This window comes from Kitasatospora griseola (genome assembly GCF_014648555.1).
In the GTDB taxonomy this organism is placed as follows: domain Bacteria; phylum Actinomycetota; class Actinomycetes; order Streptomycetales; family Streptomycetaceae; genus Kitasatospora; species Kitasatospora griseola.
The window spans coordinates 80,261-105,519 of the sequence record NZ_BMRI01000011.1; the positions used below are offsets into that span (position 1 = coordinate 80,261).

Here is a 25,259-nt window from a genome sequence, read left to right on the forward strand (position 1 = left end):
ACCGCCCAGCCGGTCAGCCGGGGGTCGGTGCCGGTGAGCAGGTCGTCGTAGACGCCCTCCAGCTGGGTGTTGCCGTAGATCTGCGAGGAGTAGCCGGTGACGGCGGCGTACAGCGGGCCGTCGGTGTAGGTGCGCTGGTACGCCAGGCGGCCGCCGGTCGCGACCGAGCCGGTGACGGGCTGACCGGCGATCAGGTTGCCGCGCGGCTGCGCGTACCGCTGGATGGTGGCGCGCTGGTTGGCGCTGTTGTGGTCCAGCTCCTGCTTCTGGAAGACCTGCACCCGGGTGGCCTGGACGGCCAGCAGGATGATCAGCAGCATGCAGAAGGTGGCGGCCCGCCGGCCGGTGGTGGAGATTCCGGGCAGGCCCTGCGGCCCGCCGTTGGTGCCCTCGGGTCTGGTGAACCTCACGCCGCCTCCCCGGGGTCGGGACGCCGGGCGAGGTCGCTCATCCGCACCAGCAGCGCCACGATGATCCAGTTGGTGACCACCGAGGACCCGCCCTGCGCGATGAACGGCAGCGTCATGCCGGTCAGCGGGATCAGGTCGAGGACGCCGCCGGCCACCACGAACACCTGGATCGCGACCAGCGCGGCCAGGCCGATGGCGAGCAGCCGCCCGAACGGGTCGCGCAGCGCGATGCCGGTGCGAAAGCCTCGGGAGACCAGCAGCGCGTACAGCAGGAACACCGCGAGCAGGCCGGTCAGGCCGAGTTCCTCGCCGATGGTGGCCAGGATGAAGTCGGACTTGGTGGCGAAGCCGATCAGCGCGGAGTGGCCGAGGCCCAGGCCGGTGCCGAGCTGGCCGCCCCAGGCGAACGCGAACAGCGACTGGGCGATCTGGTTGGCGCCCTGCCCGGCCTGGATCGACGCCAGCGGGTGCAGCCAGTCGGTCACCCGGCTGTGCACGTGCGGCGACAGCCAGCCCACCCCGACCGCGGCGACGGCCGACAGCAGCAGGCCGATGACGATCCATCCGGTGCGGGCGGTGGCCACGTACAGCATCACCACGAACAGGCCGAAGAACAGCAGCGAGGTGCCGAGGTCGGTCTCCAGCACCAGCACGCCGACGAACGCCGCCCAGATCAGCAGCACCGGCCCGAGCACCCGGCCGAGCGGCAGCTGGAACCACAGCACCCGACGGCCGGTCAGGGCGAGCGCGTCGCGGTGCCGCGCCAGGTAGGCGGCGAAGAAGATCGCCAGCAGGACCTTGGCGAACTCGCCGGGCTGGAAGGACAGCGGGCCCAGCGTGATCCAGATCCGCGAGCCGTACACCGGCGGGAAGAACACCGGCAGCACCAGCAGGACGAGGGCCACGAACGCCCCGACATACGCGTAGCGCTGGAGCCGGCGGTGGTCGCGCAGCAGGAGCAGCACCGCGATGAACAGGCCCACCCCGAGGGTGGACCACAGCAGTTGGGTGGGGGCGGCCTCGTGCTGCGGGGTGTTGCGGTCCAGCCGGTAGATGACGACCAGTCCGATGCCGTTCAGCAGCACCGCGATCGGCAGCAGCAGCGGGTCCGCCCACTTCGCCCGCCAGCGCACCGCGCCGTGCGCGAGCAGCGCCAGGACCCCTAACGCGGCGCCGTACTGGGCGGCGTCCGGCGGCGCCTTGCCGTCGATGTCGACGCCCACCTCGACGTACCCGAACACGGCCAGCCCCACCGCGGCCACCACCAGCACCAGTTCGGTCCACCGCCGGGGCCGCCGGGCGCCGGGCGTCCAGGCCGCCGCACGGGTCGCGGAGTCAGTGGCCACCAGCCGTCCTCCCGTCCTCGCGGGCCCGATGGGGCAGGGACGGCGGGGTGCCGGCCGGCACCCCGCCCAGTACTGCCTGAGGGAGCGTCAGAGCGTGGACGCGGGGTTCGCCGCCCGGGCGATCTCCCGCAGGTGCTCCTCCTCCTCGTGGCTGAGCGAGGTCTGCAGCAGCTCGCCGCCGAACTGCGCGACCGCCGGGATCACCTTGTCCTGGGTGGCGGTGCGCACCAGCGCGAACACCGCGGCGGAGCCCGGGGCCAGCTTCTCGCCGACCCTCCGCATGAAGTCGTCGTCCACGCCGGTGTCGGTGGAGGCGCCGACGGCCGCGCCGGTCGCGCCGCCGATCGCCGCGCCGATCACCGGCATCAGGAACAGCAGGCCGATCACGCCGCCCCACAGCGCGCCGGAGGCCGCGCCCAGACCGGTGTTGGAGACCGCCTGGTGGAGCTTGATCTTCCCGTCCTCGCGGCGCTCGACCACCACGATGTCCTCCAGGTCGATCAGCCGCTGCTTCTGAAGGCCGATCAGCTCGTCCCGGACCTTCTGCGCGGTGGCGACATCGGGGTAGGCGATCGCAAACAGGTTGCTCACGGCGGGGGTTCCTTCCAGCAGGGCTTCGGGCACGTCCCCCAGCACCCTAGCCAGGATTCGCCATATTTAATCCCATCTCCTGCGGTGTGTCCGGTTCCCCGCCGATCACTCCCCGCGGCGCACCGCGACCGCCACCGCCGCCCACCCGGCCGCCCCCGCCAGCAGGGCCGCGCCCGGCAGCGTCCACCACGGCACGGCCGTCGCGCCGTGCCGCGAACCCAGCACCAGCGCCCGCACCACCGCGTTCGCCGGCGACCCCGGCAGCAGCAGCACCAGCACCATCGCGCCCAGCCCCAGCGGCACCGCGTACTGCGTGCCCGTCACCACCGGACGGTTGCACACCGCTCCCACCGCCGCGCCCGTCAGCACGCACACCACGGTGGCCAGCAGGCCCGCCGCCACCGCCCCGCCGCCACCGCCGCTGCCCACCAGCAGCACCCCGGCCAGGCCCGCCACGCCCAGGGCCAGCCCGGCCAGCGCGGCCGCCACCAGCGCCGACAGGTGCACCCGCCGCCAGCCCGCGGCCGCCACCAGGCAGGCCCGGGACTGCGCGGGCTCCGCCGTCACCGCCGCCCGCACCAGCCAGCCCGTCACCGGCACCAGCAGGCCCGCCGAGAACGCCGCCGCCGACAGCGCGTCGTCGCCGCCGGACACCCCGAGGCCCATCAGCACCAGGTACACCAGCCCGGGCGGCAGCCAGCGCTGCGAGCGCAGCAGCAGTTCGAGGTGGTAGCGCGTCAGCATCCGCACCGTCATGACGCCTCCTCCCGGACCGACCTGATGTGCACCGGCGGGTGCGCGGCCAGCAGCCGGCGCAGCAGCGCGTCGGAGTGCGCGGCCGGCACGTCCAGCCGGGTGGCGCCGTCGGCCAGCGGTTTGCGCTCGGGCCGGCCCGGCAGCCACTCGGGAAGCGCCTCGGCCTCGACCACCAGCGCCGTGCGCGGGCCGTCGCCGTCGACGGCCGGCAGCGGGACCTCGTGCAGCGTGCCGCCGTCGACCCGGTGGACGGCGGTGGTCAGGCCCGCCAGCCGGGTCGGGTCGTGGTCGACGAACACCACCAGGGCGCCGGCCGCGGCGCGTTCGGCGACCGCGCCGTCGAGTTCGCCGCGGGCGGCCTGGTCGAGCCCCGTCCACGCCTCGTCCAGCAGCAGCAACTCGGCCTCGGCGAGCAGCGCCTGGGCCACCGCGACCTTCTGACAGGTGCCCTTGGAGAGCCGCCCGATCGGGGTGCCCGCGTACCCGGTGATGCCGAACCGCTCCAGCCAGTGGTCGGCCCGCCGCCGCGCCTCCCCGGCGGCCAGGCCGCGGATCCGGCCCAGGTGGCACAGGTAGTCGCGGACGTCGAACGGCAGCGCGGGCGGGAACCGCTCCGGGACGTACGCCCGGCCGTCCGGCGCCTCGACCGTTCCCCGCTCCGCGCGCTCGATCCCGGCGAGCAGCTTCAGCAGCGTCGACTTGCCGCTGCCGTTGGCCCCCTCGATCCGCACCAGGACGCCCGGACGGAGCGTCAGTTCGACCTCCCGCAGCACCCACGGACCCCCGCGCCCGTAGCGCTTCCCGACGCCCGCCAGACGCACCGTCATGCGCTCTCCCCGCCTGCTCCGTCGACCAGTTCAGGGTATGTCGCGCTCACCACCCGCATTGGGTGATTGGAACTGACGGTCCCTAGGATGCGGCAGTGATCACCCATACCAAAAAACGACGGACGGCCCGCGGAGCCGCCCTGCTCGGGGCGCTGACAATAGTCGCCGGCACCGTGCTCGGCACGCTGCCCGCGCACGCCGACGAGCCCGGGGCACCGCCCGCCGCGACCGAAGCGCCCAAGGTCGACCTCGTCCTGGACGGGTCGGGGTCGATGCGGACCGCCGACATCCAGGGCAAGAGCCGGATCGCGGTCGCCCAGCAGTCCATCAACGAGGTCATCGACGCGCTGCCCGCCGAGACCGAGTTCGGCCTGCGCACCCTCGGCGCGACCTACCCGGGCAACGACCAGAAGGAGGGCTGCAAGGACACCAAGCAGCTCTTCCCGGTCGGCAGGACCAACAAGGTCGAGGCCAAGACCGCGGTCGCCACCGTCCGCCCGACCGGCTGGACCCCGATCGGCGTGGCGCTGCGCGCCGCCGCCCAGGACCTCGGCACCGGCCCGACCACCCGCCGGATCGTGCTGATCACCGACGGCGAGGACACCTGCGCCCCGCCGGACCCGTGCGACGTGGCCCGCGAACTCGCCAGCCAGGGCATCCACCTGGTGATCGACACCCTCGGCCTGGCGCACGACGACAAGACCCGCCAGCAGCTGCTGTGCATCGCCAACGCGACCGGCGGCACCTTCACCGACGTCCGCAGCCAGGACCAGCTGACCCAGCGCGTCAAGCAGATCGTCACCCGGGCCCAGGACACCCACACCGTCACCCCCGCGAAGGTGACCGGCGCCGAGCAGTGCAGCAGCGCGCCGATCCTGACCCCCGGCGTGTACAGCGACCGCGAGAAGTTCTCCGAGCACCGCGTCTACCGGGTGCCGGTGAAGGCCGGCCAGGAACTGCGCGCCTCGGTCAGCGTCACCCCCGACCGGGCCGTCGCCCGTGACTACGGGGTCCTGCTGCAGGCCACCGACAGCAGCGGCCAGGAACTGGTCCGCGGCAGCGACGCCGGCTCCGGCCGCACCGACGTGGCGTCCACCGGCGTCCGCTGGTCCGCGCCCGGCACCGACTCCGCCACCCCCTCGCCGACCTCCGGCGCCGCGGCGGGCGCCGACCGCACCGTCTGCCTGATCGTCAGCAACTCCTTCGCCGGCCAGGCCGGCGTCCAGGCCGACGCCGGCCTGCCGCTGGAGCTGACCGTCGACGTCGCCGCCGCCTCCCCCGCGCCCGACGGCCCCGCGATGGGTCTGGGCCGCGGCTGGATCCTGCTCGGTGTGCTCACCCTGGCCGGCCTGCTCGCCGGTCTGATCTTCGGCTGGCTGGCACGCTGGCGGATCGCCGTCTGGCGGGAGAACTGACGATGCGCAAGCTCTTCGCCCTCGCGGCCCCGGCCGCCGCGCTCACCGGCCTGCTCCTGCTGGCCCCGACCGCGACGGCGGCCCCGCCGTCGCCGTCCGCGAGCGGCACCGGCAAGCCGGTGCTCAACTCGGTCGGCACCAGCTTCCTCACCGCCACCACGCTGGCCGCCGGCCAGGACGCGGACGTCCCCGTCTCCACCGGTGACTACCTGTACTGGGCGTTCCCGGCCTCCGAGGGCCAGACCGCCACCGTCGAGGTCAAGGTCACCCTCCCGGACGCCGCCGACCGGCACGGCCCGCAGACCTGGACCGTCGAACTCTTCGACGGCCTGCGCCGCCGCCAGGCCTGCACCTCCGGCCCGCAGAACGGCACCGCCGCGGACAGCGCCACCACCGTGGCCCTCAGCTGCACGCTCCGCCAGATCCGCTCCTGGGCCGAGCCCTGGTCCGGCGACCCGCTGCCCGGCACCTACTACATCCGGCTCTCCACCAGCGACATCCCGCAGCAGGACCTCGGCCTCGCCTCCCAGGTCCACGTGCACGTCGCCGCCAAGGGCGGCGTCAACGACGCCCAGCCCGAGGGCGGTTCGCTCAAGGCCCCGCTGGTGCCGCCGGTCAACGCCGGGTCCACCGCGAGCGGCTCCGCCGCGACCCCGGCGCCCAGTTCGAGCGCCGCCTACGCGGCCGCCCCCGTCGCCGAAGAGACCCACTGGTACTCGGACCTCTTCTCCGGCTGGAACACCCGCTGGTGGTGGACCGTCGCCGGCGGCATCCTCGCCGCCCTCGCCGGCGTCCTCGGCTACACCCTCACCCGCCACCCGCGCGGGCACCGGCCGCCGCCGCACCTTCACCAGTAGGGCGCGGACGGGGGCGCGTGGGGATACCCCCACGCGCCCCCGTCTGTTCACGCCCTGAGTTTCGCCAGGATCCGCACCGCCGACATCCCAAGTTCCGCCGTCACCGGGACCTCCGGGGCGAAGTGGCGCTTGAGCACGTCCTCCGAGTACCGCCGGCACTGCTGGTGCCAGTGGAGGACGGCGGCCATCCAGTCCTCCAGCTCGTGGACGTACCCGTCGAGCGCCTCCGACGCCTCGCCATCGATGGCGAAGTCCTGCTTCAGCAGCGGCAGTTCCCCCTGCACGACGTGCTGGAACTGGCTCAGGCGGGAGCCCATCAGGTCGGCGACGATGTCCACGGCGACGGGGTAGTCGCAGGAGAAGAAGTTCTCCACCACCCGGACCAGGTTGTGGACCTCGCCCTCGTACTCGATCTCCTTCTGGTACGAGTGCAGGTCGTTGACCAGGCAGGCGTAGTCCGCCGCGGAGTTCTCGATCGCCCGCATGGTGCCGCTCCGGTACACCTCGTCGGGGATGGTCTCGCCGCGACCGAGCCGGGACAGGCTCATCGTCAGGTCGGAGCCGAAGGTGGCGCGTCGCATCTCGATGTAGTCGACGGGGTCGGGGATGCGGTTCTGCGCGCCGTTGGCGAGCTCCCAGAGCCAGCTGTCGATCATGTCGCCGACGGCCTTGCGGAACTTGGCCCGGGCGGCGGTGGAGAAGGGCACGATGGTGCGCTGCCAGAGGTCGGCGAGGCCGGCTTCGAGGGCGTTGCGCGGCTCGAAGGGGAGGCTGCCGTCGAGTGTCATCAGCGCGTACAGCCGCTCGTTGGCGAGCTTCGCGCCGGCCAGGTCGCGGGGGGCGCCGAAGACCGGGGGGTAGTAGTCGTCGGCGTAGGTGCCCCAGGTCAGCCAGGCCGAGCTGAGGTCGAGTTCGGCGGCGGTGCCGTCGGGGTCGATGCCGGCGGCGCAGAGCGGGAAGTCGTAGTCGCGGAGCTTCTGTTCGGTCCAGATGTCGGAGGCGGGGACGCCGGGTTCCGGATCGAGCAGGCCGAACTCGTGGGACCAGCGGACGACGTACTCGCGGGATGCGTCCACGTGCGGGTTGATCGTGACGGCGTACGGCATCGGGAAGTCGGGCATCAACGACGGCCCGACCCTGCGGTGCGGGACGTGCGCGAAGCTGCGCAGGCCGCGGATGCCCGCCGCGAGGCGGATGTTGGCAGCGGAGGTGCCGAGGCCCTTGGGGCCGAAGGTGGGGGCGGCCGCACCGCCGCCGTTCATGTAGCGGCTGGAGCGCATGTGCCATTCGTGGCCGCCGGACTGCCAGTCCTGCATGCCCTTGACGTAGGCCAGGACGCGGGCGATCTCCGCCGGGTCGAGCGCGTACTCGGCGAACAGGCCGGGGAGTTCGGTGAGCGCGGTGTTCTCGAACTGCTGGAGGCGGGAGGTCAGCAGGTCGTTGACCGCGTCCGCGGCCTCCTGGGTGGAGCAGCCGAGGAAGGTCTCCAACACCAGGACGCCGTTGGAGAGTTCGCCCTCCTCCTGGATCTCGCGCTCGTACGAGAACAGGTCGTTGCGCAGGTGGACGCCGTCGGAGAAGGCGTCGCGCAGCACCCGCAGCGGCCGGGAGTACGCGACCGACTCGGGCACCTCGGCGTGCGCGGCGTACTCGATCAGGCCGGCCGACCAGGGGGCGCCGCCGACCTTGCGGCGCATCTCGATGTACTCGACGGGGTTGGAGACCCGGCCCTCGTTGATGTTGGAGAGCTCCCAGAGGGACTCGTTCAGCAGGTTCCGGGTGGACTCGGCGAACCGGGACCGCCAGTCGGCGGACATGTGCGGGACGGTGCGCTGCCACAGGTCCGCCAGGCCCGCCTCGACCGGGTTGGTGGGATCGGGGAATCCGTCGGCGAGGTCCATCGGCATGAAGGCGGGCAGGCGGTCCAGGTAGGCCTTGCCGCCCTCGCGGTCGAGGGTGCGCTTGAAGATCTCCAGGAAGTGGTCGTCGAAGAAGAAGACCCAGGTGTACCAGTCGGTGACGAGGTCGAGCGCCTCGCTGTCGCAGTCGGGGTGGGTGTAGGAGCAGAGCAGCGCGTAGTCGTGCGAGTCGAGATCGTGCTCCTCCCAGATGCCCGAGCCCTCCAGCATGCCGAAGTCGCGTGCCCACTCCTTGGTGTGCACCCGTGCCTTCTCGTAGTGCGGGTTGATGCGCGCCGGGTACGGCACGTAGAAGTCCGGCAGTTCGAACGGCTGAGCCACTGGGTCCCGCCCCTTTTTCGACGACTGAAGATCGGCGCGATGCCTAACGAGCCTTCCGACCCTCGGTCACCGGAACCCGACTCCGTAGCCCACACGTCACAATCCACTCGAACGAGTGAACCCGCCGGTGTCGTACCCCTTCGGCAGACTGTCACCGTCCTGCCCCCGCACCGAGGAGCCCGCGCATGGCGTTCACCGACGAGACCTGGCGCCTGGTGCACGGCGAGGAGCTGGTCGGCGAGATCCGCATCGACGACGCCGACTTCCCCTGGCTGCACGGCGAGTTCACCCCCGGCCCGGGCTGGCCTGGGTTCGCGCCCAGGTTCGCCGAGTGCCGCGACCTGGCCGAGGCCGAGGAGTGGGACGCCTGGGGCCGGATCCACCTGACGCTGGAGCAGGAACTCACGCTGCACGCCCCGGAGGGCCCGATGGCGGAGTTCCTGCTGCACATCGAGCCGCCCCGGGCCTGGTTCCGCTTCAGCGAGGAGCCGTTCGAAGACGACTGATCCTCCGTCAGTCGCCCAGCGGCCGGAAGACCCGGACCTCCGCCGTGCCACTGCTCCAGTCGACCTGCCAGCCGCGGCGGGCGGCCAGGACGGCGAGGCCGTCGAGGCCGATGCCCCGGTAGTAGCGCCGGCGGATCGTCGTCCTGGGCACCAGCTCGTCGCCCTTGAACTTGTACCGGTACTTGTTGGCGTTGAACTCCTGGTTCCGCCGCACGGTGGCCAGTCCCCGCTCGATCCCGCGGTCCAGCGCCCGCCCGGCCCAGGCCTCCCACTCCTCGCGGGTGCCCTGTCGCTCCAGGCGGTAACGGCTGGGCGTGAGAACGAACTTGGCCACGCCCGGCTCGGCCGTGCCGTCGAACGCGACCGAGTTGTCCAGGAAGTCCCAGACGATCCGGAACGGCAGCCAGAACCACTGCAGGCCGAACTGGAGCCACAGCCCGAACGCGGAGCGACGCGGCAGCGGGCCGGTGTTCAGGCCGGGCGGGGCCGGCGGGTGCCAGGTGCTCATCCGAACGCCTCCGTGATCTTCGCCTGGTCCGGCCCGGGCAGGGCGGTCGCGGGCTGCGTGCCGGGCCGGTCGTACACCACGGTCTCGACCAGGCCCGCGAGCATCGTCACGTACTCGGGGAAGTCGATCAGCATGGGCGTGCTGATGGTCATGGTGACCAGAGTGTCCGCACCCGGCACCGGGATGTACGCGGACGCCTGGGCCAGTTCGAGCTTCGCCTTGTTCCCGAACTCGTCGTCGACCTCGGCGAGCGACCCGGCGACGGCGACCACCACCGGGCCGACCGGGGCGGGCACCCGGAACACCTCGTTGGCGGGGTCGAGGGAGAGCATGTCCTGGATCGCGGCGGCGACCGTGTCGGCGTCCGCGGTGTCGGCCTGGTCGGCCTGGATGACCAGGGTGGCGACGGTGACCCGGTCGTCCTCGGTGCCGGCCAGCAGGAAGCCGGAGTAGACCGCGCCCTCCTCGCCGGCGGTGGCGGCGATGTCGCTGTACCAGGAGGCGACGGTGCTGCGCTGGAACTCGGTGCCGCCGCACCAGATCTCGGCGGCCACTTCGGCGAGGTGCGCCTCCCGCTCCTGCTCGGGCAGTTCGACGCCGAGCGAGTGGAACTGGGCCGGCACCACCCACCGGATGTCGAGCGCGTCGTCCGGGAAGATGTCGGCCGGGAGGCTCTCGGCCGGGCCGTTCTGCGGGGTCGTCACGAGGTCACTTCCTGGTACAGGGTGGGCGCGTGCATGATCAGGCCGCCGCCCTTCATGCCGATCTGGGTGCCGCGCGACCACCAGGACTCGACCGGGAGCGAGAAGACCTTCTGGCCGTCCTCCCCGAGCGAGCCGATGCCGGGCAGCTTCTTCAGCGGGGTCTTGGTGAACAGCGGAGTGAGCACCTTGTTGTGCAGCAGGCCGCCCTCCAGGTGGGTGGCCTTGATGGCCTGCCCGGCTTCCATCAGCTTCGCTCCGCCGGCCGCCAGGCCCTCGCCCTTGGCGAGGGCCGTGACGCCCTTGGCAGCGCCCCCGATGCCCTTGGCGGCACCGCCCACGAACGGCACCACGCCGACGCCGTCCAGCGCGATGGTGGTCCAACTGACGTCCGCGCCGCCGAGTTTGGCCATCCCGTGCGCGCCGAGCGCGACCGCGGACGCGCCGCCGGCCGCGACGCCGAGGGCGGCGGACAGCGGCGGGCACCACAGGGTGGCGAGGGCCGCGATGCCGAGCACCGCCGAGACGCCGCCCGCGATGTCGCCGATCTTCTTCAGCAGGTCGGCGTGCTTGGTGGCCCAGTCCTTGATCTTCTTGCCGACGCTCTTGAAGCCGTTGCCGATCTTCTCCCAGGCGCTGATCTCGGGAGCGTTCTGGTTGGCCCGGCGGAGCGCCTTCGCGGTCCGGTCGGCGTCGTCCTGGTGGTGCTCGTGCAGTTCCTTGGCCTGCTTGACGATCGCTTCCAGCTCGTCCTTGATCGCCCGGAGCTCGCGGTTGGCGTCCTCCAGCTGGCGTTCGGCGGTGCTGTACTCGGCGCTCGCCGCGTCGATCCGGCGCTGGGCGTCGGCGAGCGCGGCGTCGTCGTCGAACCGCTTGCCGATCAGCGCGAACGCCGGGGAGTCGGCCGCCAGGTCGAACCGTTCGACGGCGTTCTGCTTGACGTTCTCCGCGTTCTCCATCCGGCGCTTGGCCTCGGCCGCCTCGGCCTCGTAGCGCCGGGCCACCCCCTGGTACGAGACCAGCTGGTTCTTCCAGCTGTCGAGCTGGCCGGAGGCCTGCCGCATCGCGTCGACGCTGTCGGCCAGGTAGCGCGGCAGCTCGCCGACCTTGCCGGCGAACGCCTTGGCGGCGTCGCCCTCCCAGACGCTGCCGCCCTGTCCGACGGCGACCAGGGTGCGGTGGGCGCTCTCCATCGCGACGGACGCCCGGTTGAGCTTGTCGACCAGGCCGTCGACGTTCTCGGGGCTGCCGGGAGCCGGGTCGAAGCCCAGGGTGGGGAAGTCGGCCTTGCTGCTCACGCGGCCGCTCCGGTGAACATGTCCCGGATCGCCTGGTCGGTCTCCGCGTAGCCCTTGCAGGTCTCCTGGAGCTTGCCCTCCAGGGCCTCGACGCCCTGCGAGATCCGGGTGATGGCGTCCTGCCAGCTGTCGTTGAAGTCGTCGCAGGCGTGGTCCAGGTTCTTGCTCCCGGTGGTCTTCGGACCGGTGTCCTTCATCGCGCTGAGCGCCTCGCGCATGTCCTGCTGACTGCTCTTCAGCTGCTTCACCAGCCGGTCGAGTTCGCTCACTTCGACCCGGAAGTAGGCCCCCATGTTGCGCTGATCCCCTCTGGGCCCGAGCAGTGCGACGCGACGCCCACTCCCGTGGCCGTGCGCGCATTCCGCAAGGACGCCTTTGCCGTTCCTTCATATGAGGCGTCCGAGCGGTCGACGCCCCCGCGTCCGCGCCGGACCGACCTGGATATTCGTGGAATGCGAGGCCCCGGCGCACGGTGGCGGTCTTTGCCGAACCACAGTTCGGTGCTCGAACACCAAGCGCAGATTACCTTCCGCCCGCGAAGGGTCGACCCGCCGGGGCGTCAGGGCAGGGGGTCGGGGCGGGATGTCAGGGCAGTGCGAGCGCGAGCGGCTGCGCGGGGCTGCGGGGGTCGAGGCGGTAGCTCCAGTCGGCGGGCACCAGCAGGCACTGGGAGGCACGCAGGCGCAGCGTGCTGCGGCGGGCGGCGGAGCCCGGGGGCGGGCTCAGGTGGATCTCGGCGGCGGCGCGCCGCTGCACCAGCAGCACCGCGGAGCGGCCGCGCCGCCACGGCCCGGCGGGCCGCTCGGGGACGGGCCGGACGGGGCGGGCCAGCTCTCGCTCCAGCGCGGCGGCCAGTGCGCCGGCCGAGCCGTCCGGCGCCGGCTCCTGGTCGCTCCACAGCAGCGCCGGGGCGGAGCGGGCGGCGGAGCCCCGCAGGAAGGCCGCCAACTCCGCGACCTGGCCGTCCGGCTCCGGGGACGGCCGGTCCTCCCCCTCGTACCACTGCACGTGCTGCCACCCCTCCGGACCGGGCGCCGGACCGTCTCGGGCACCGAGAACCATCCTGGGCGGGAGCGCATCTGACGACCAGTCACGGGATCGCGCGACACCGGGCCCGCGTCGCCGCGCCGCACGGGTCGCGGCCTTTGCTCCGGTTCGGACCGGTTCGCCCCCTGGTCACTTTGCTGCCAGCGCAGTTGATGAGGTGGGCGCACGGTGGTCCCGGCGCGGTCCGCCCGGACATGCTGGGTGCAGGCCGATCAACGCCGGGCGGGCCGCCCGGCAGGCCCGCTCCCCGCACCCCGCAAACGCCCTCGGAGGCCTCCATGAAGCGCGCCCTCGCCCTCGTCGCCGTCACCGCCGCCGCCCTGTTCGCGGCCGCTCCGCTGGCCTCCGCCACCACCGCGCCCGCCCCGGCAGCGTCCGCCTCGCAACTGTCGGTCGGCCTGCCGGGCGCCCCGCTCAACGGCGACACCTCGTGGGGCGGCGCCTGCGAGACGCCCCTCTGCCGGCCCTGGTCCTGACCGCCCCCACCACCTCGCCCCGGGAGTCCTCCATGCACACCATCGGCATCGCGTTCAGCCGCCGCGAGCTCCAGGTCCTGCACCTGGTCGGCGAGGGCGCCAGCTACGCGACGATCGCCCGCCGGCTGGGCCTCAGCCCGCACACCGTCGACACCTATCTGCGCCGGATCCGCGCCAAGTCCGGGGTCAGCTCGCAGGTCCAGCTCGCCCTGCTGGCCTCCCGACTGCCCACGCAGCCCGCCCAGGCCGCCGCCTGAGCACAGGGGGTGCAGCTGGGTACACCCCGGCCGGGCAGGTGGCTGCAATGGCACCGAGCCGCCCGCCCGGGATCGTCATGGGTGACACGACGATCCCGACCGAGAGGCGAACTCCCGTGCAAGAACGACGACCTGGCTGGCTCGGCCCCGCCGCGCTCTTCCTGACCGCGACCGTCATGGCCTCCGGCCTGATGCTGGCCCTCCAGCCGCTCACCGGGCTGCCCGGCGAGGTCCTCGAACTGGTGCAGTTCGGCCCGGCGGTGGGCGTGGCCGTGGTCGCCCTGGTACGGCCGTCGCAGGTGCGGGGCCTGCTGACGGCCGGCGGGGCGCGCGGCCCGCGCGGGGCGGTGCTGCTGAGCGCCCTGGCGATCATCGCGGTGGCGGTGGCCGGTTCGCTGCTGCTGCACGGCAGCGTCCCGGTGCGCGACCCGAACGGGCTGGTCGCCCCGTTCTGGGTGGTGGCAGTGGCCCAGTTCGTGGGCGCGTGCGGCGAGGAGATCGGCTGGCGCTGCTTCCTCCAGCCGCTGCTGCGGACCAGGTTCGGGCCGCTCGGCTCGTCCGTGACGGTCGGGCTGCTCTGGGGCTGCTGGCACATGCAGATCTTCGCGGCGGCCCCGGCGTACGCGGCGGGCTTCCTGGCGGCGACCACCGCCATGTCGGTGCTGCTGGGCCTGGCCTGGGAGCGGATCGGCGCCCACCGGCTGCTGGTGGCCGGCGGCTTCCACACCCTGGTGAACCTGGGCATGCTGCTGTTCCTGGACGAGGAGTCCGGCGCGGTGGAGCCGATGGTGCTGTTCGGCGTCGCGGGCGTGCTGGTCGCCCTGCCCTGGGTCCTGGCCGCCCTGCGCCCGGCCCGCACGGATAGGCTCGCGACGACATGACGGATCGACAGAAGCGTTTCCGGGGGCCGCTGGTCGCCCTCGTCCGCTGCCAACTGCTCTCGCTCGCCTCCCTGGTGACGTCGCTGCGGTCGCTCGCGGTGCTCGGTTCGCTGGCGCTGCTGCCGGTCGGCGCGGGTCTGCCGCTGCTGCCGCCCGCCGCCCGCATGCTGCGCCGCGGCAGCGACCTCGAACGCGACCGCACCGCCCGCTGGACGGGCACCGTGATCGACGCGCCCGAACCGCTGCCCACCGCGCCGACCGTCACCGGCCGGGGGGCGGCGGTGCTCGGCTCGACCGCGTTCTGGCGCGACGTGGCCTGGTGCTGCTTCGGCCCGTGGAGCACCGGCATGCTGGTCTCCGTCCCGCCGACGCTGGTCGGCTACGGCCTGTTCGGCGCTGTGGCGCAGCCGTTCCTGTGGCCGTACCTCGGCCCGGGCAACTGGTACGCCTTCATACCGGTCGAGTCCACCGCCACCGCGATCGCCGCCGCCGCCCTCGGCCTGGGCTTCGTCGCGGCGGGCCTGTGGCTGTCCGTCCCGGCGCTGGTCCGCTACGGCGAGTGGACCGGGCGGCTGCTCGGCGACCCGTACGCGGCCCGGCTGGAGCGGCGGATCGGCCAGCTGACGGACAGCCGGGCCGATGCGCTGGACACCCAGGCCGCCGAGCTGCGCCGGATCGAACGCGACCTGCACGACGGCGCGCAGGCCCGGCTGGTCGCCCTCGGCCTGACCCTCGACCAGGCCGACCGGCTGGTGGACAGCGACCCGACCGCCGCCCGCCGCCTGCTCGGAGAGGTCCGGGCCAGCTCCGAGCGGGCCCTGCAGGAACTGCGCGACCTGGTCCACGGCATCCTGCCGCCGGTGCTCGCCGACCGCGGCCTGCCCGACGCCGTCCGCTCGCTCGCCCTGGACGCCTTCCTGGACGTCGAAGTGGACGCCGAGCTGCCCGGCCGGCTGCCCGCCGCCGTCGAGGGCGCCGCCTACTTCGCGATCGCCGAACTGCTCGCCAACGCGGGCAAGCACTCCGGCGGCAGCACCGTACGGATCCGGCTGCGCTGCGCCGACGGCCTGCTGCGCGCCACCGTCACCGACGACGGCCGGGGCGGCGCCGACCCGGCCCGCGGCTCCGGCCTGGCCGGGGTGCGCCGCCGACTGGCCGCCTTCGACGGCACCCTCGCCCTGGTCAGCCCGCCGGGCGGACCGACCACCGCGACCCTGGAGCTCCCGTGCGCGTCGTCCTCGCCGAAGACCTCTTCCTCCTCCGTGACGGCCTGAGCCGCACTCTCGCCGAACACGGTTTCGAGGTCGCCGCCGCCGTCGAAACCGGCCCCGAACTGCTGCGCGCCCTGCGCGAGTTGCGGCCGGACGTGGCCGTGGTCGACATCCGGCTGCCGCCCACCCACACCGACGAGGGCCTGCAGGCCGCGCTGACCGTCCGCCGCGAACGCCCCGCCCTGCCGGTGCTGGTGCTGTCCCAGTACGTCGAGCAGCTGTACGCCCAGGAGCTGCTCGCCGACGGGCACGGCGCGGTCGGCTACCTGCTCAAGGACCGGGTCACCCACACCGCGCAGTTCGTCGACGCCGTCCGCACCGTCGCCTCCGGCGGCACCGTGATGGACCCGCAGGTGATCGCCCGCCTGATGGCCCGCTCCACCGCCCGCGGCACCACCGCCGACCTGTCGCCCCGCGAACTCGACGTGCTGCGCCTAATGGCCGAGGGCCGCTCCAACGCCGCCGTGATGGCCGAACTGCACATCAGCGAGAGCGCGGTGGCCAAACACACCGCCGCGATCTTCGGCAAGCTCCGAATCGACAACACCCCCGACGCCAACCGCCGAGTACTGGCCGTCCTCGCCTACCTGAAGCGCTGACCGGCCCACGGCCCCCGGCCCGCCGCAGGCGGGCCGGGTCCTCGCACACCCACGCCCGGCCCGACGGGCTGTCGCCCCGAACGCAAGAAGTCCCGCCCGGATCACCCGGGCGGGACTTCTGTTGGTGGAGCTGAGGGGATTCGAACCCCTGACCCCCTCGATGCGAACGAGGTGCGCTACCGGACTGCGCCACAGCCCCAACAAGAAGAACTCTATCACCCCTGGAGGGGTACTCATGACCATGGTCGCGACGGCCGGATGACAGGACGTCCGGACCCCCGACACCGCAGCGGGACGGGGGAGCACGAACGCCCCGCGCAGGTGGCGGGGCGTCCGGGGGTGCGGGCTACTCGTTGGCGGCGCGGGGCGGGCGGTACTCGGGGGCCGGCTGCTGGCCGGGCTCGCCGTACTGGTCGAACAGCGGGGTGACGGGGCGGCCGGAGTCCCAGGTGCCGGGGGCGGAGAGGTCGAGGCCTCGGGTGACCCGGGGGGCCACGGGGGCGGTGACGTAGGTGGGCAGCGGGACGGGGACGGGCTCCCAGGAGTCGGGGCCGGCCGCGGCGCGGGCCCGGACGCCGTCGACCCACTCCTCATGCTCGGTGGCGTCGGCGAGGACGCTGGCCGGGGTCGCGGGCTCGGTCGCCACGTCGGCGGCGTGGGGGGCGGTCGCGGGCTCCGCCGCCCGGGCCCGCTCGCGTTCCCGCAGCCGCTCGGCGGCCTGCGCGGCCCGCACCCGGTCGAACTTGACCTCGTAACGCTGCCGTTCGAGCCTGCGCAGGTGTCCGATGTAAAGAGTGAGGAGGATGCCTGGCACGGCCGGCACCCAGAGGAACGCGAAGCCGGCCACCGCGGCGACGACCGCGCCGAGCGCGAAGGCAAGGAAGAGCAGGGTGACCATCCGCCGCCGTCTGGCCAGCAGGCGGGCCCGCCGTTCGGCGGAGCGCCGCTCGTCCTGCTCGCCCCGGTCCCGCTCGCGCTTCCCGGCCCGGTCCGCGCCCGGCTCGGCGACCGGGTCCGGCTCCGCGGGCACGACGGGCCCCGCCGGGCCCGCCGCGGCGGGCCTGGTGGGAACGTCCGCGGGGTCGACGGGGGCCCCGTCCGGTTCACCGGCGGGGTGCTGCTGGTCGGCGGTCTGTTCGCCGAGGACTCGGGCCGCGCGCCGCTCCATGGCCGATCGCCCGGCCAGCAGGCGGATCGCGGTACTGAAGCGTTCCGTCGGACGCGACTCGTTGAGCTCGTCCTGCCTGCGGAGCCACATCGGCACCAGATAGGCGGCCCAGGCCCCTACGATGACCGCGTAGATAAGGCCGCTGCTGCTCACGTTTCACACGGTACGGGCGCGGGGTAAGGCGCTGCAGCAATTTGGGACGGCGTGTCGTGCGATCAAGCTGATTCTCAGACTATTTTGCCGGTATTTGTGACGGCTCGCCCCGGCCCCGGCGACCCTCCGATGCCATATCGATATCTATTTTTCGAACAAATATTCAATTCCCCTGCGACGGCCCGCTCCTGAGGGCGTGCCAGCGGCGCAGCAGGCCGTCGGCGGCCTCGTCGGCGGTCAGCGCGTAGACCAGGTGGTCGCGCCAGTCGCCGTCGATGTGCAGATAGCGGGGGCGCATTCCCTCCGCACGGAAGCCGAGTTTCTCCACCACCCGCCGGCTGGGCCGGTTCTCGGGGCGGATGCACACCTCGACCCGGTGCAGCGCCAGATCACGGAAGCAGTGGTCGACGGCGAGCGCGACGGCGGTCGGCATGATGCCGCGGCCGGCCACCGCCTCGTCCACCCAGTAGCCGACGTTGGCGGAGCACATCGAGCCCCAGGTGATCCCGCCGACGGTCAACTGGCCGACCAGGCGGCCGCGGTAGAGCACCACGAAGGGCAGCATCCGGCCGGCCGCGGCCTCCCCGCGCAGGTAGCGGACCATCTGCCGGAAGGTGGGCCGGGGCAGCGGGGCGCGGCCGGCCGGGGCGGGCGGGACGGTGGCCTCCCAGCGGCGCAGCCAGTCCCGGTTGCGCCGGCTGACCTCCTGCCACTCGGCCTGGTCGCGGCGGCGGATGGGCCGCAGCACGACGTCCCCCTCGACCAGCTCGGTCGGCCACCCCGCGTTCAGTGCGCACCGCCCGCGGGTCGCGGATGGTCGCCGCCGGCCAACTGGTCGACGGCGTGCGGCAGCAGCGGGGCGAGGACGGCGAGGCCGTCCCGGACGCCGCCGGTGGAGCCGGGCAGGTTGACGATCAGGGTGCGTCCGGCGCAGCCCGCCAGGCCGCGGGAGAGCGCCGCGGTCGGCACCTTCTCGCGGCCGTACGCGCGGATCGCCTCGGGGATTCCGGGGAGCTGCCGGTCGATCACCCGGGCGGTCATCTCGGGCGTGAGGTCCTGCGGGGAGATGCCGGTGCCCCCGGTGGTGAGCACCACGTCGTACCCGGCGGCGACGGCCTCGCGCAGCACGGCCTCGACGGGGTCGCCGTCGGGGACGACCGTCGGGCCGTCGACCGCGAAGCCCAGCTCGCGCAGGCCGGCGACCAGCAGCGGCCCGCCCCGGTCCTCGTACACCCCGGCCGCGGCCCGGTTGGAGACGGTGACGGCGAGCGCCTTCATCGGGCGTCCTCGCGCACCCAGTCGCCGCTCTTGCCGCCGGTCTTGCTGAGCACCCGGACGTCCTCGATGGCGGCGGCCTTGTCGACGGCCTTGACCATGTCGATGACGGTGAGCGCGGCGGTCGCGACGGCGGTGAGCGCCTCCATCTCGACGCCGGTGCGGTCGGCGGTGCGGACGGTGGCGGTGATCTCGACGGCGGTGTCGGTGACCGCCAGGTCGACGGTGGTGCCGGTGAGCGCGATCGGGTGGCAGAGCGGGATCAGGTCGGGCGTCCGCTTGGCGCCCATGATGCCGGCGATCCGGGCGACGGCGAGCGCGTCGCCCTTGGGGACGCCCTCGCCGCGCAGCAGTTCGACCACCCGGGGGGCGACCCGGACGCGTCCGGCCGCCACCGCGACCCGGGTGGTGGCGGCCTTCTCGGAGACGTCGACCATCCGGGCGGCGCCGGTGTGGTCGACGTGCGTGAGGCGGTCGCCGGGGGGTGTGTCGGTCACGAATGGCTCCAGTAACGCGGTGCGAATCTCGCGCTACCGTACCGCCCCGTCCGGGTCAGTCCGTGAGAAGGACCACATCGACGGCGCTGCCGGCCGGCAGTGCGGTGGTGTCCTCGGGCACCGTGATCAGGCAGTCGGCCTGCGCCAACGCCCCGACCAGGTGCGATCCTTCGCCGCCGACCGGGCTGACGGCGCCGTCCGCCGGACGGTACCGGCCGCGCAGGAACTGCCGTCGCCCGGCCGGGGAGCGCAGCGCGGCGGTGGTGACGGCGCGCACCACGGGCCGGTGCACGTCGGGCGCGCCGAGCATGGTGCGGATGACGGGGCGGACGAACAGCTCGAACGAGATGTACGCGCTGACGGGGTTGCCGGGCAGCGCGAGCAGCGGCACGCCCCGCTCGCCGCCGATCCGGCCGTAGCCCTGCGGCTTGCCGGGCTGCATCCGCAGCCGCCGGAAGTCCACCCCGGCGTAGTCCGCGAACACCTCCTTGACCACGTCGTACGCGCCGACCGAGACGCCGCCGCTGGTGACGATCAGGTCGGCCCGGCCGAGCTGGTCCTCCAGCACCGCGCGCAGCGTCGCCGCGTCGTCGGGGACGCCGCCGACCCGGTAGGCGACCGCGCCGGCGGCGATCGCGGCGGCGGTCAGGGTGAAGGAGTTGGAGTCGTGGATCCGGCCCGGGCCGGCCTCCTCGCCGGGCTGGACGAGTTCGCTGCCGGTGGAGAGCACCACCACCCGGGGCCGGGGGCGGACCCGGACGGTGGCCCGGCCGATCGCGGCCAGCAGGCCGAGCTGGGTGGGGCCGAGCACGGCGCCGGCCTCCAGCACGGTGTCCCCGGCGGTGACGTCGCTGCCGCGGCGGCGGATGAACGCGCCCTCCGCGACCGGGCGCAGCACCCGCAGCTCGTCGCCGGGGGCGTCCTGGTCGCCGCCCATCGCGTCGGCGGCCTGCCCGGTGCCGGTGCCGCCGTCGGTCCATTCGACCGGGGCGACAGCCTCGGCGCCGGGCGGGACGGGGGCGCCGGTCATGATCCGGGCGGCCTGGCCGGGGCCGACCTTGGGCAGCTCGTCGGCGCCGGCGGCGATGTCGCCGACCACCGCGAGCACCGACGGGTACTGCTCGGTGGCCCGCACGGTGTCGGCGGTGCGCAGCGCGTAGCCGTCCATCGAGCTGTTGTCGAAGGGCGGCAGGTCGGCGCCGGCCCGCACGTCCTCGGCGAGCCGGCAGCCCTGGGCGTCCAGCAGGCGGAGTTCGATCGGCGGCAGCGGGGCCGCGGCGAACAGCACGTCGGCGAGGTGCTCGTCGACGCTCCACAGGCGCGGCGAGGCCGGGGAGCCGGCGCCCTCTCCGCAGGGGTCGTGCTTCCCGGTCATCGCCTCACACTCGCCTTCGTGGTGGGTCAGCCCTGCATCTCCGCGGCGACGAACTGCCGCAGCCAGGTCCGGAATTCGGGGCCGAGGTCGTCGCGCTCGGCGGCCAGCCGGACGATCGCGCGCAGGTAGTCGGCGCGGTCGCCGGTGTCGTAGCGGCGGCCCTTGAACAGCACGCCGTAGACCGGGCCGCCGGTGTTCTCGTCGCGGGTGGCGAGTTCGCGCAGCGCGTCGGTCAGCTGGATCTCGCCGCCGCGGCCGGGCGGGGTCTCGCGCAGCACGTCGAAGACGGCCGGGTCGAGCACGTAGCGGCCGATGACCGCGTAGTTGGACGGGGCGTCGGCGGTGTCGGGCTTCTCGACCAGGTCGGTCACCTGGAAGACGTCCTCGCCGAAGCCGTTGGCCTTGACGGCGGCGCAGCCGTACAGGTGGATCTGCGCGGGGTCGACCTCCATCAGCGCGACCACGGAGCCGCCGAGTTCCTGCTGCACCTCGATCATGCGGGCCAGCAGCGGGTCCCGGGGGTCGATCAGGTCGTCACCGAGCAGGACGGCGAACGGCTGGCCGGCGACGTGCTGTTCGGCGACCGAGACGGCGTGGCCGAGGCCCTTCGGGTCGCCCTGGCGCACGTAGTGCATGTTCGCCAGCTGCACGGACTCCTGGACGCGGCGCAGCCGGTCGTGGTCGCCCTTGCGGGTGAGCAGTTCCTCCAGCTCGTACGCGCGGTCGAAGTGGTCTTCCAGAGCACGCTTGTTGCGACCGGTGACCATCAGTATGTCGGACAGTCCGGCCGAGGCGGCCTCCTCCACGACGTACTGGATGGCCGGCTTGTCGACGACCGGGAGCATCTCCTTCGGCGTGGCCTTGGTGGCGGGGAGGAACCTGGTGCCGAGGCCGGCAGCGGGGACGACTGCCTTGGTGACCGGCGTGCGGGCGTGCTTGTTCGTCATGCGTCGACCTTACTAAGGCAGGGATTCCACCCTGCTGAGAGGCGGGTGAATCTACGGTCAAGGCCGGTCACCGGTCGGGCGGGGGCCGACGGTGGTCGCGTGCGGGGTGAGGGAGTCCTCGCCGGGGCCGGGAGACACCTTACCGGGCACCGATGAAGCGCCCGGACCGCCCGACGCGGGCTCGCCGGGCGGAGCGGGACGCCAGCAGTCCCCGCCGGCCGCCCGGGCCTCGGCCAGCGCGCGGTCCGCCGCCCGCAGCAGGACGGCGGCGTGCGCGCCGTCCCGCGGAAGCACCGCCAGACCGATCGCGGCGGTCAGCCCGCTGCGGGCCTCCGGGTCGGCCGGCTCGCCCGGGTGGCGGTCCGTCAGCCGGTGCCTGCGCACCGACCAGCAGAGCCGCTCGGCGACCTGGGCGGCGCCCTCCGGGGCGGTGTCCGGCAGCAGCACCAGGAACTCCTCCCCGCCGTATCGGCCCAGCGTGTCGCAGCTGCGGATCTCCACCGCCAGCCGCTGGGCGAGGTCGCGCAGCATCCCGTTGGCACGGGACCGACCGTGCTCGGCGACCAGCCCGTCGAACCCGACCAGCTCCACCATCAGCACCGACAGCGGGCGCGGCTCGGCGGCCGTGGCCTCGGCCCGCCGGGCCCGCTCGATCTCCTGGTCCAGGGTCAGCTGGAGATGCCGGTAGTTCCACACCCCGGTGAGCGGGTCGCAGGACGCAGTCCGACGCAACTCGTCCCGTTCCGCCGCCAGTTCCGCGATCTTCGCCAGAAGTTCCGCCTCCCTCCCGCCCTGCCCGGCCCCCGCCCGGCGGCGGCGCAGCACGGTGACACCGGCGGCGACCGGGGCGGCCGCACCGAGCACGGCCAGGGCCTGGAGCAGGAGCGGGGTGGACATGCGGCGGCCTCGACGTGTCAGGCTCGTGTCACTGTGAACGACAGAGCTGAAGGGATACGGGTGGTGTCTGCAGATCAGTTGTCCAACGACAAGGTGGCACTGAGGTCACGGCTGCTCGCCGAACGGCGGGCCCTCACCGCCGAACAGCGGGCCGCGGCGGCCCGCGCACTGGCTGCGCACGCGACGGACCTCGTCCCGCCCGGCAGCACCGTCGCCGCCTACGTCTCGGTCGGCGCCGAACCCGGCACCCGCCCGCTGCTCGCCGCGCTGGCCGCCGCCGGCGTCCGCGTGCTGCTGCCCGTCCTGCTGCCCGACAACGACCTGGACTGGGCCCCCTACGAGAGCGAGGCCCGGCTCGCACCCGCCACCCGGGGCCTGCTCGAACCCCTCGCCCCCCGCCTCGGCCCCGACGCCGTCCGCACCGCCGACGTCGTCCTCCTCCCCGGCCTCGCCGTCGACACCCACGGCATCCGCCTCGGCCGCGGCGGCGGCTCCTACGACCGCGTCCTCGCCCGCCTGGCCCGCGCCGACGCCCACCCCCTCCTCGCCACCCTCCTCTACCCCCACGAACTCCTCCCCGCCGTCCCCGCCGAACCCCACGACCACCCCGTCCACGCCGTCATCACCCCGACCGGCATCACCCGCTTCACCGCCTGACGGGAGAAGAACAGGACGCGACAGGCCCCGGCCAACGCGCCGTCGACGGCCCCGGGCAGAGCACCCGACAGAACCCGGGCCGACCGGGGCACCCCTCGCCGGCATAGAGCGAGGGCCCCGGTCGGGCCCGTCCGTCACCACCGGACCGCACATCGGCCGGGCACCGAAGGCAGCCGCCCGACGGAGCCTGGTGCCAGGCCGAAGGCGGCGATCAGCCGCCCGGAGCACCGACGGTTCGGACAGTCGGCCCGTCGACCACGCCCGCACTCGAACCACAGCCCTTCGCCGGCCGGTATCCCCCGGTTCACGGCAGGTCCGGTCCGGGCCGCCACGGAACCGGCCGACGAAGCTCGGCACCCGGGCCCGAGGCAGCAAACACCTGCCGACGCACCAACGCCCGCCTGCGGGAAGTCCGCCGCCAACGCCGGGCCGCAGGCAAGCTTCGGGCCGACCGGCGTACCGCCCGCCAACACTGCCGAGCCCGCGGAAAGCCCGCCCGCCGGCCCGACGAAACCCGGCCCGACAGCAGCCGCCCGACGGAGCCTGGCGCCAGGCCGAAGGCGACAATCAGCCGCCCGACGGCGAACCCACCTGCGGAACCGCGCCGCAGGCGAACCCGCCGGCGAAGCTCGGCACCGGGGCCCGAGGCAGCAAGCACCTGCCAACGCAAACGCCCGCCTGTGGGAAGTCCGCCGCCAACGCCGAGCCGCAGACGGCCCCCGGGCCGACCGGCGTACCGCCCGCCAACACTGCCGAGCCCGCGGGAAGCCTGCCCGCCGGCCCGACGAAACCCAGCCCGAAAGCAGCCACCCGACGGAGCCTGGCACCAGACCGAAGGCGACAATCAGCCGCCCGAAGCACCGACGGCGATCCCACCTATGGAACCGCGCCGCAGGCGAACCGGCCAGCGAAGCTCCACACCTGGCCGCCGGCCAGCAGCGGCATCGCGAAATAGCCGTGCACCCGCTTGTGCTTGGGGGTGTGCGCGGGCCCGAGGCAGCACGCACCTGCCGACGCACCAACGGCAGACCCGGCTGTGGGAAGTCCGCTGCCAGCGCCGGGCCGCAGGCGGCCCTCAGGCCGACCGACGTGCCGACCGCCGACACTGCCGAGCCCGCGGGAAGCCTGCCCGACAAGACCCCGCCCGGAAGCAGCCGCCCGTCGCGCGCGGCGTGTCGGCACGCGGCCTGGAGCTCGTCGCGGCTCGGCCCCGCCCCCCGCCGGTGGGGCGGCCGAGGTGACCCGCTTCGGAAACCGCCGGGTGCAGCTCCCCGCAGGGGATGGGCCGAATCGCGTGTCAGCGCCGTCGTAGGCCTCCGAAGCAGCGCCGGAGAACGCCGGAGGCGGACCCCCTCTCGGGGAGTCCGCCTTCGGGGTGGTGCGGGTCGGGGCGTCAGCCGGCGGTGAGGGTGAGGGTGTCCTTGCCGGACTTGGTGACGGCGTCCTTGGTGTAGGCCCAGGGGAGGAGCTCGCCCTTGGTCCAGAGGTCGGTCTGGTCGTTGTAGTTGGGGTGGAAGGCGTGGCCGGAGGCGCCGCCGACGTTGATCCAGCGGGAGGCGTCGAAGTCGCTGAGGTCGACGACCATGCGCATGGAGGGGATCCAGTCGACGTCGTAGCCGGCGGCGGCGTTCCAGCCGGAGGCGTTGACCGCGGCGCTGCCGCCGGAGAGCTTGTAGGGGCCCCGGTTGAGCAGCTTGCGGATCGCGGGGGACGCGATCGAGGAGTCGTCGCTGCCGAGCGTGGGCTCCTGCAGGGTCAGCTGGTGGAGGCGGCCCCAGCTCCAGGTGGAGATGTCCTTGCCGAGGCGCGAGGTGAGGTCCTGGCGGGCGTCCTTGAGGGCCTCGGCGAGCAGGTTGTCCAGGCCGTGCTGCTGCTGGTGGTTGGAGTCGATGTAGTCCCACCACTGCGACTTGGGGTCGCTGAGCTGCTGGCGGACGACCTCGGTCCAGCGGTCGCCGCCGTCCGGCTGGGCCAGCGAGGGCTTGCGGGTGCCGCACTCGGTGACGGCCTGCGCGGCGCCGTTGAGGGCGTCGTCGGGGAGCGTGTTGTCGCGCTTCTGGCGGACCAGCAGGCAGTCGCCCTTCACCCGCAGGTCGGCCGGGAACTTCTGGCCGAAGGAGAGCGTGAGCAGGGCCCGCCAGACGCCGTTGTAGTACGCGGCGGCGGCGGAGTCGGCGTCCTGGTGGTAGTTCCAGTCCTTCAGCAGGTCCTGGGCCTCGCGCACGTACGGGTCGTCGATCTTGATCTTCAGCAGCAGCGGGACGAGGTCCTTGGCGAGCACGCTGGTGTTGTCCAGCTGCATGG

General features: G+C 73.6%; 27 protein-coding genes, 1 tRNA gene and 1 pseudogene. 9 read left to right on the forward strand and 20 right to left on the reverse strand.

The window, feature by feature from the left end; all coding sequences use genetic code 11:
• The 5 genes and pseudogenes from IEZ12_RS38470 to IEZ12_RS16325 form a co-directional block, all read right to left on the reverse strand.
• Positions 1-320 (reverse strand): annotated as a pseudogene (locus tag IEZ12_RS38470) (penicillin-binding protein 2); the annotation flags it as partial.
• Positions 321-406: 86 nt separating this feature from the next.
• Positions 407-1,756 carry an FtsW/RodA/SpoVE family cell cycle protein gene (locus tag IEZ12_RS16310; RefSeq protein ID WP_189272691.1) on the reverse strand — a complete coding sequence of 450 codons (1,350 nt, stop codon included), beginning with the start codon at positions 1,754-1,756 and terminating at the stop codon, positions 407-409.
• An 87-nt stretch (positions 1,757-1,843) separates the two neighbouring features.
• Complete coding sequence (locus tag IEZ12_RS16315) at positions 1,844-2,347, reverse strand: DUF1269 domain-containing protein (RefSeq protein WP_043916746.1); 504 nt, start codon at positions 2,345-2,347, stop codon at positions 1,844-1,846.
• A gap of 105 nt (positions 2,348-2,452) precedes the next feature.
• Complete coding sequence (locus IEZ12_RS16320; protein WP_229847588.1) at positions 2,453-3,103, reverse strand: ABC transporter; 651 nt, start codon at positions 3,101-3,103, stop codon at positions 2,453-2,455.
• The gene (locus IEZ12_RS16325) at positions 3,100-3,930 is read right to left on the reverse strand and encodes an ABC transporter ATP-binding protein (protein WP_189272692.1); all 831 of its coding nucleotides are present in this window, start codon (positions 3,928-3,930) and stop codon (positions 3,100-3,102) included. Before IEZ12_RS16325 ends, IEZ12_RS16320 begins: the two co-directional genes overlap by 4 nt.
• Before the next feature lie 95 nt (positions 3,931-4,025).
• On the opposite strand from IEZ12_RS16325, the gene IEZ12_RS16330 reads away from it, so the two are divergent.
• Positions 4,026-5,345, forward strand: a complete 1,320-nt coding sequence (locus tag IEZ12_RS16330; RefSeq protein WP_043915729.1) for a VWA domain-containing protein — start codon at positions 4,026-4,028, stop codon at positions 5,343-5,345.
• A gap of 2 nt (positions 5,346-5,347) precedes the next feature.
• Positions 5,348-6,202, forward strand: a complete 855-nt coding sequence (locus IEZ12_RS16335) for a peptidase (RefSeq protein ID WP_189272693.1) — start codon at positions 5,348-5,350, stop codon at positions 6,200-6,202.
• A gap of 47 nt (positions 6,203-6,249) precedes the next feature.
• Here IEZ12_RS16335 and IEZ12_RS16340 read toward each other — a convergent pair whose 3' ends face one another.
• Positions 6,250-8,442 (reverse strand): terpene synthase family protein, encoded by a 2,193-nt coding sequence (locus IEZ12_RS16340; RefSeq protein ID WP_189272694.1) that lies wholly within the window; start codon positions 8,440-8,442, stop codon positions 6,250-6,252.
• Positions 8,443-8,627: 185 nt separating this feature from the next.
• On the opposite strand from IEZ12_RS16340, the gene IEZ12_RS16345 reads away from it, so the two are divergent.
• Entirely contained in the window at positions 8,628-8,948 is a 321-nt protein-coding gene (locus IEZ12_RS16345) for a hypothetical protein (RefSeq protein WP_189272695.1), read from the forward strand.
• 7 nt (positions 8,949-8,955) lie between these two features.
• Here the strand turns inward: IEZ12_RS16345 and IEZ12_RS16350 are convergent, their stop codons facing one another.
• The 5 genes from IEZ12_RS16350 to IEZ12_RS16370 all read right to left on the reverse strand — a co-directional run bounded on the left by IEZ12_RS16350 (position 8,956) and on the right by IEZ12_RS16370 (position 12,463).
• Positions 8,956-9,456 carry a hypothetical protein gene (locus tag IEZ12_RS16350; RefSeq protein WP_189272696.1) on the reverse strand — a complete coding sequence of 167 codons (501 nt, stop codon included), beginning with the start codon at positions 9,454-9,456 and terminating at the stop codon, positions 8,956-8,958.
• Entirely contained in the window at positions 9,453-10,160 is a 708-nt protein-coding gene (locus IEZ12_RS16355; RefSeq protein WP_189272697.1) for a hypothetical protein, read from the reverse strand. The genes IEZ12_RS16350 and IEZ12_RS16355 overlap by 4 nt, the downstream gene beginning before the upstream one ends.
• Positions 10,157-11,455, reverse strand: coding sequence for a putative T7SS-secreted protein (locus IEZ12_RS16360; protein WP_189272698.1), 1,299 nt, complete (start codon positions 11,453-11,455; stop codon positions 10,157-10,159). The genes IEZ12_RS16355 and IEZ12_RS16360 overlap by 4 nt, the downstream gene beginning before the upstream one ends.
• The gene (locus IEZ12_RS16365) at positions 11,452-11,748 is read right to left on the reverse strand and encodes a DUF6317 family protein (RefSeq protein WP_189272699.1); all 297 of its coding nucleotides are present in this window, start codon (positions 11,746-11,748) and stop codon (positions 11,452-11,454) included. The genes IEZ12_RS16360 and IEZ12_RS16365 overlap by 4 nt, the downstream gene beginning before the upstream one ends.
• A 292-nt stretch (positions 11,749-12,040) precedes the next feature.
• Complete coding sequence (locus IEZ12_RS16370; RefSeq protein WP_189272700.1) at positions 12,041-12,463, reverse strand: hypothetical protein; 423 nt, start codon at positions 12,461-12,463, stop codon at positions 12,041-12,043.
• 317 nt (positions 12,464-12,780) lie between these two features.
• On the opposite strand from IEZ12_RS16370, the gene IEZ12_RS16375 reads away from it, so the two are divergent.
• The 5 genes from IEZ12_RS16375 to IEZ12_RS16395 all read left to right on the forward strand — a co-directional run bounded on the left by IEZ12_RS16375 (position 12,781) and on the right by IEZ12_RS16395 (position 15,986).
• Entirely contained in the window at positions 12,781-12,978 is a 198-nt protein-coding gene (locus IEZ12_RS16375) for a hypothetical protein (RefSeq protein ID WP_189272701.1), read from the forward strand.
• Between the two features lie 32 nt (positions 12,979-13,010).
• On the forward strand, positions 13,011-13,235 hold the full coding sequence (locus tag IEZ12_RS16380; protein WP_043915720.1) for a response regulator transcription factor: 225 nt from the start codon (positions 13,011-13,013) through the stop codon (positions 13,233-13,235).
• A 116-nt stretch (positions 13,236-13,351) separates the two neighbouring features.
• Positions 13,352-14,116 carry a CPBP family intramembrane glutamic endopeptidase gene (locus IEZ12_RS16385; RefSeq protein WP_229847589.1) on the forward strand — a complete coding sequence of 255 codons (765 nt, stop codon included), beginning with the start codon at positions 13,352-13,354 and terminating at the stop codon, positions 14,114-14,116.
• Positions 14,113-15,390 carry a sensor histidine kinase gene (locus IEZ12_RS16390; protein ID WP_189272702.1) on the forward strand — a complete coding sequence of 426 codons (1,278 nt, stop codon included), beginning with the start codon at positions 14,113-14,115 and terminating at the stop codon, positions 15,388-15,390. The genes IEZ12_RS16385 and IEZ12_RS16390 overlap by 4 nt, the downstream gene beginning before the upstream one ends.
• Positions 15,342-15,986: a response regulator transcription factor gene (locus IEZ12_RS16395; RefSeq protein ID WP_043915717.1), complete on the forward strand. Its 645-nt coding sequence runs from the start codon at positions 15,342-15,344 to the stop codon at positions 15,984-15,986. The genes IEZ12_RS16390 and IEZ12_RS16395 overlap by 49 nt, the downstream gene beginning before the upstream one ends.
• A 122-nt stretch (positions 15,987-16,108) precedes the next feature.
• Here IEZ12_RS16395 and IEZ12_RS16400 read toward each other — a convergent pair.
• The 8 genes from IEZ12_RS16400 to IEZ12_RS16435 form a co-directional block, all read right to left on the reverse strand.
• Positions 16,109-16,185 (reverse strand) — tRNA-Ala (locus tag IEZ12_RS16400).
• Positions 16,186-16,332: 147 nt separating this feature from the next.
• Complete coding sequence (gene sepX, locus IEZ12_RS16405; protein ID WP_189272703.1) at positions 16,333-17,307, reverse strand: divisome protein SepX/GlpR; 975 nt, start codon at positions 17,305-17,307, stop codon at positions 16,333-16,335.
• A gap of 163 nt (positions 17,308-17,470) precedes the next feature.
• On the reverse strand, positions 17,471-18,097 hold the full coding sequence (locus IEZ12_RS16410; RefSeq protein ID WP_043915715.1) for a GNAT family N-acetyltransferase: 627 nt from the start codon (positions 18,095-18,097) through the stop codon (positions 17,471-17,473).
• Positions 18,094-18,585 carry a MogA/MoaB family molybdenum cofactor biosynthesis protein gene (locus IEZ12_RS16415; RefSeq protein ID WP_043915714.1) on the reverse strand — a complete coding sequence of 164 codons (492 nt, stop codon included), beginning with the start codon at positions 18,583-18,585 and terminating at the stop codon, positions 18,094-18,096. Before IEZ12_RS16415 ends, IEZ12_RS16410 begins: the two co-directional genes overlap by 4 nt.
• On the reverse strand, positions 18,582-19,019 hold the full coding sequence (moaC, locus tag IEZ12_RS16420; RefSeq protein ID WP_043916743.1) for a cyclic pyranopterin monophosphate synthase MoaC: 438 nt from the start codon (positions 19,017-19,019) through the stop codon (positions 18,582-18,584). Before moaC ends, IEZ12_RS16415 begins: the two co-directional genes overlap by 4 nt.
• A 115-nt stretch (positions 19,020-19,134) precedes the next feature.
• Positions 19,135-20,454 (reverse strand): molybdotransferase-like divisome protein Glp, encoded by a 1,320-nt coding sequence (gene glp, locus IEZ12_RS16425; RefSeq protein ID WP_189272704.1) that lies wholly within the window; start codon positions 20,452-20,454, stop codon positions 19,135-19,137.
• 26 nt (positions 20,455-20,480) lie between these two features.
• Complete coding sequence (gene galU, locus IEZ12_RS16430; RefSeq protein WP_043915712.1) at positions 20,481-21,401, reverse strand: UTP--glucose-1-phosphate uridylyltransferase GalU; 921 nt, start codon at positions 21,399-21,401, stop codon at positions 20,481-20,483.
• Between the two features lie 57 nt (positions 21,402-21,458).
• On the reverse strand, positions 21,459-22,298 hold the full coding sequence (locus IEZ12_RS16435; protein ID WP_100587406.1) for a GGDEF domain-containing protein: 840 nt from the start codon (positions 22,296-22,298) through the stop codon (positions 21,459-21,461).
• Positions 22,299-22,361: 63 nt separating this feature from the next.
• On the opposite strand from IEZ12_RS16435, the gene IEZ12_RS16440 reads away from it, so the two are divergent.
• On the forward strand, positions 22,362-22,955 hold the full coding sequence (locus IEZ12_RS16440; protein WP_229847590.1) for a 5-formyltetrahydrofolate cyclo-ligase: 594 nt from the start codon (positions 22,362-22,364) through the stop codon (positions 22,953-22,955).
• Positions 22,956-24,348: 1,393 nt separating this feature from the next.
• Here IEZ12_RS16440 and IEZ12_RS38475 read toward each other — a convergent pair.
• The coding region (locus IEZ12_RS38475) for a penicillin acylase family protein (RefSeq protein WP_229847591.1) at positions 24,349-25,259 on the reverse strand (911 nt) is incomplete at its 5' end.

Coding starts and splice junctions, on each gene's coding strand:
- IEZ12_RS16375 (WP_189272701.1), top strand. CDS start 12,781: ATGAAGCGCGCCCTCGCCCTCGTCGCCGTCACCGCCGCCGCCCTGTTC.
- IEZ12_RS16345 (WP_189272695.1), top strand. CDS start 8,628: ATGGCGTTCACCGACGAGACCTGGCGCCTGGTGCACGGCGAGGAGCTG.
- galU (WP_043915712.1), bottom strand. CDS start 21,401: ATGACGAACAAGCACGCCCGCACGCCGGTCACCAAGGCAGTCGTCCCC.
- IEZ12_RS16320 (WP_229847588.1), bottom strand. CDS start 3,103: ATGACGGTGCGGATGCTGACGCGCTACCACCTCGAACTGCTGCTGCGC.
- IEZ12_RS16380 (WP_043915720.1), top strand. CDS start 13,011: ATGCACACCATCGGCATCGCGTTCAGCCGCCGCGAGCTCCAGGTCCTG.
- IEZ12_RS16365 (WP_189272699.1), bottom strand. CDS start 11,748: ATGGGGGCCTACTTCCGGGTCGAAGTGAGCGAACTCGACCGGCTGGTG.
- moaC (WP_043916743.1), bottom strand. CDS start 19,019: ATGGTCGACGTCTCCGAGAAGGCCGCCACCACCCGGGTCGCGGTGGCG.
- IEZ12_RS16325 (WP_189272692.1), bottom strand. CDS start 3,930: ATGACGGTGCGTCTGGCGGGCGTCGGGAAGCGCTACGGGCGCGGGGGT.
- IEZ12_RS16335 (WP_189272693.1), top strand. CDS start 5,348: ATGCGCAAGCTCTTCGCCCTCGCGGCCCCGGCCGCCGCGCTCACCGGC.
- IEZ12_RS16435 (WP_100587406.1), bottom strand. CDS start 22,298: ATGTCCACCCCGCTCCTGCTCCAGGCCCTGGCCGTGCTCGGTGCGGCC.
- IEZ12_RS16390 (WP_189272702.1), top strand. CDS start 14,113: ATGACGGATCGACAGAAGCGTTTCCGGGGGCCGCTGGTCGCCCTCGTC.
- IEZ12_RS16415 (WP_043915714.1), bottom strand. CDS start 18,585: ATGAAGGCGCTCGCCGTCACCGTCTCCAACCGGGCCGCGGCCGGGGTG.
- glp (WP_189272704.1), bottom strand. CDS start 20,454: ATGACCGGGAAGCACGACCCCTGCGGAGAGGGCGCCGGCTCCCCGGCC.
- IEZ12_RS16350 (WP_189272696.1), bottom strand. CDS start 9,456: ATGAGCACCTGGCACCCGCCGGCCCCGCCCGGCCTGAACACCGGCCCG.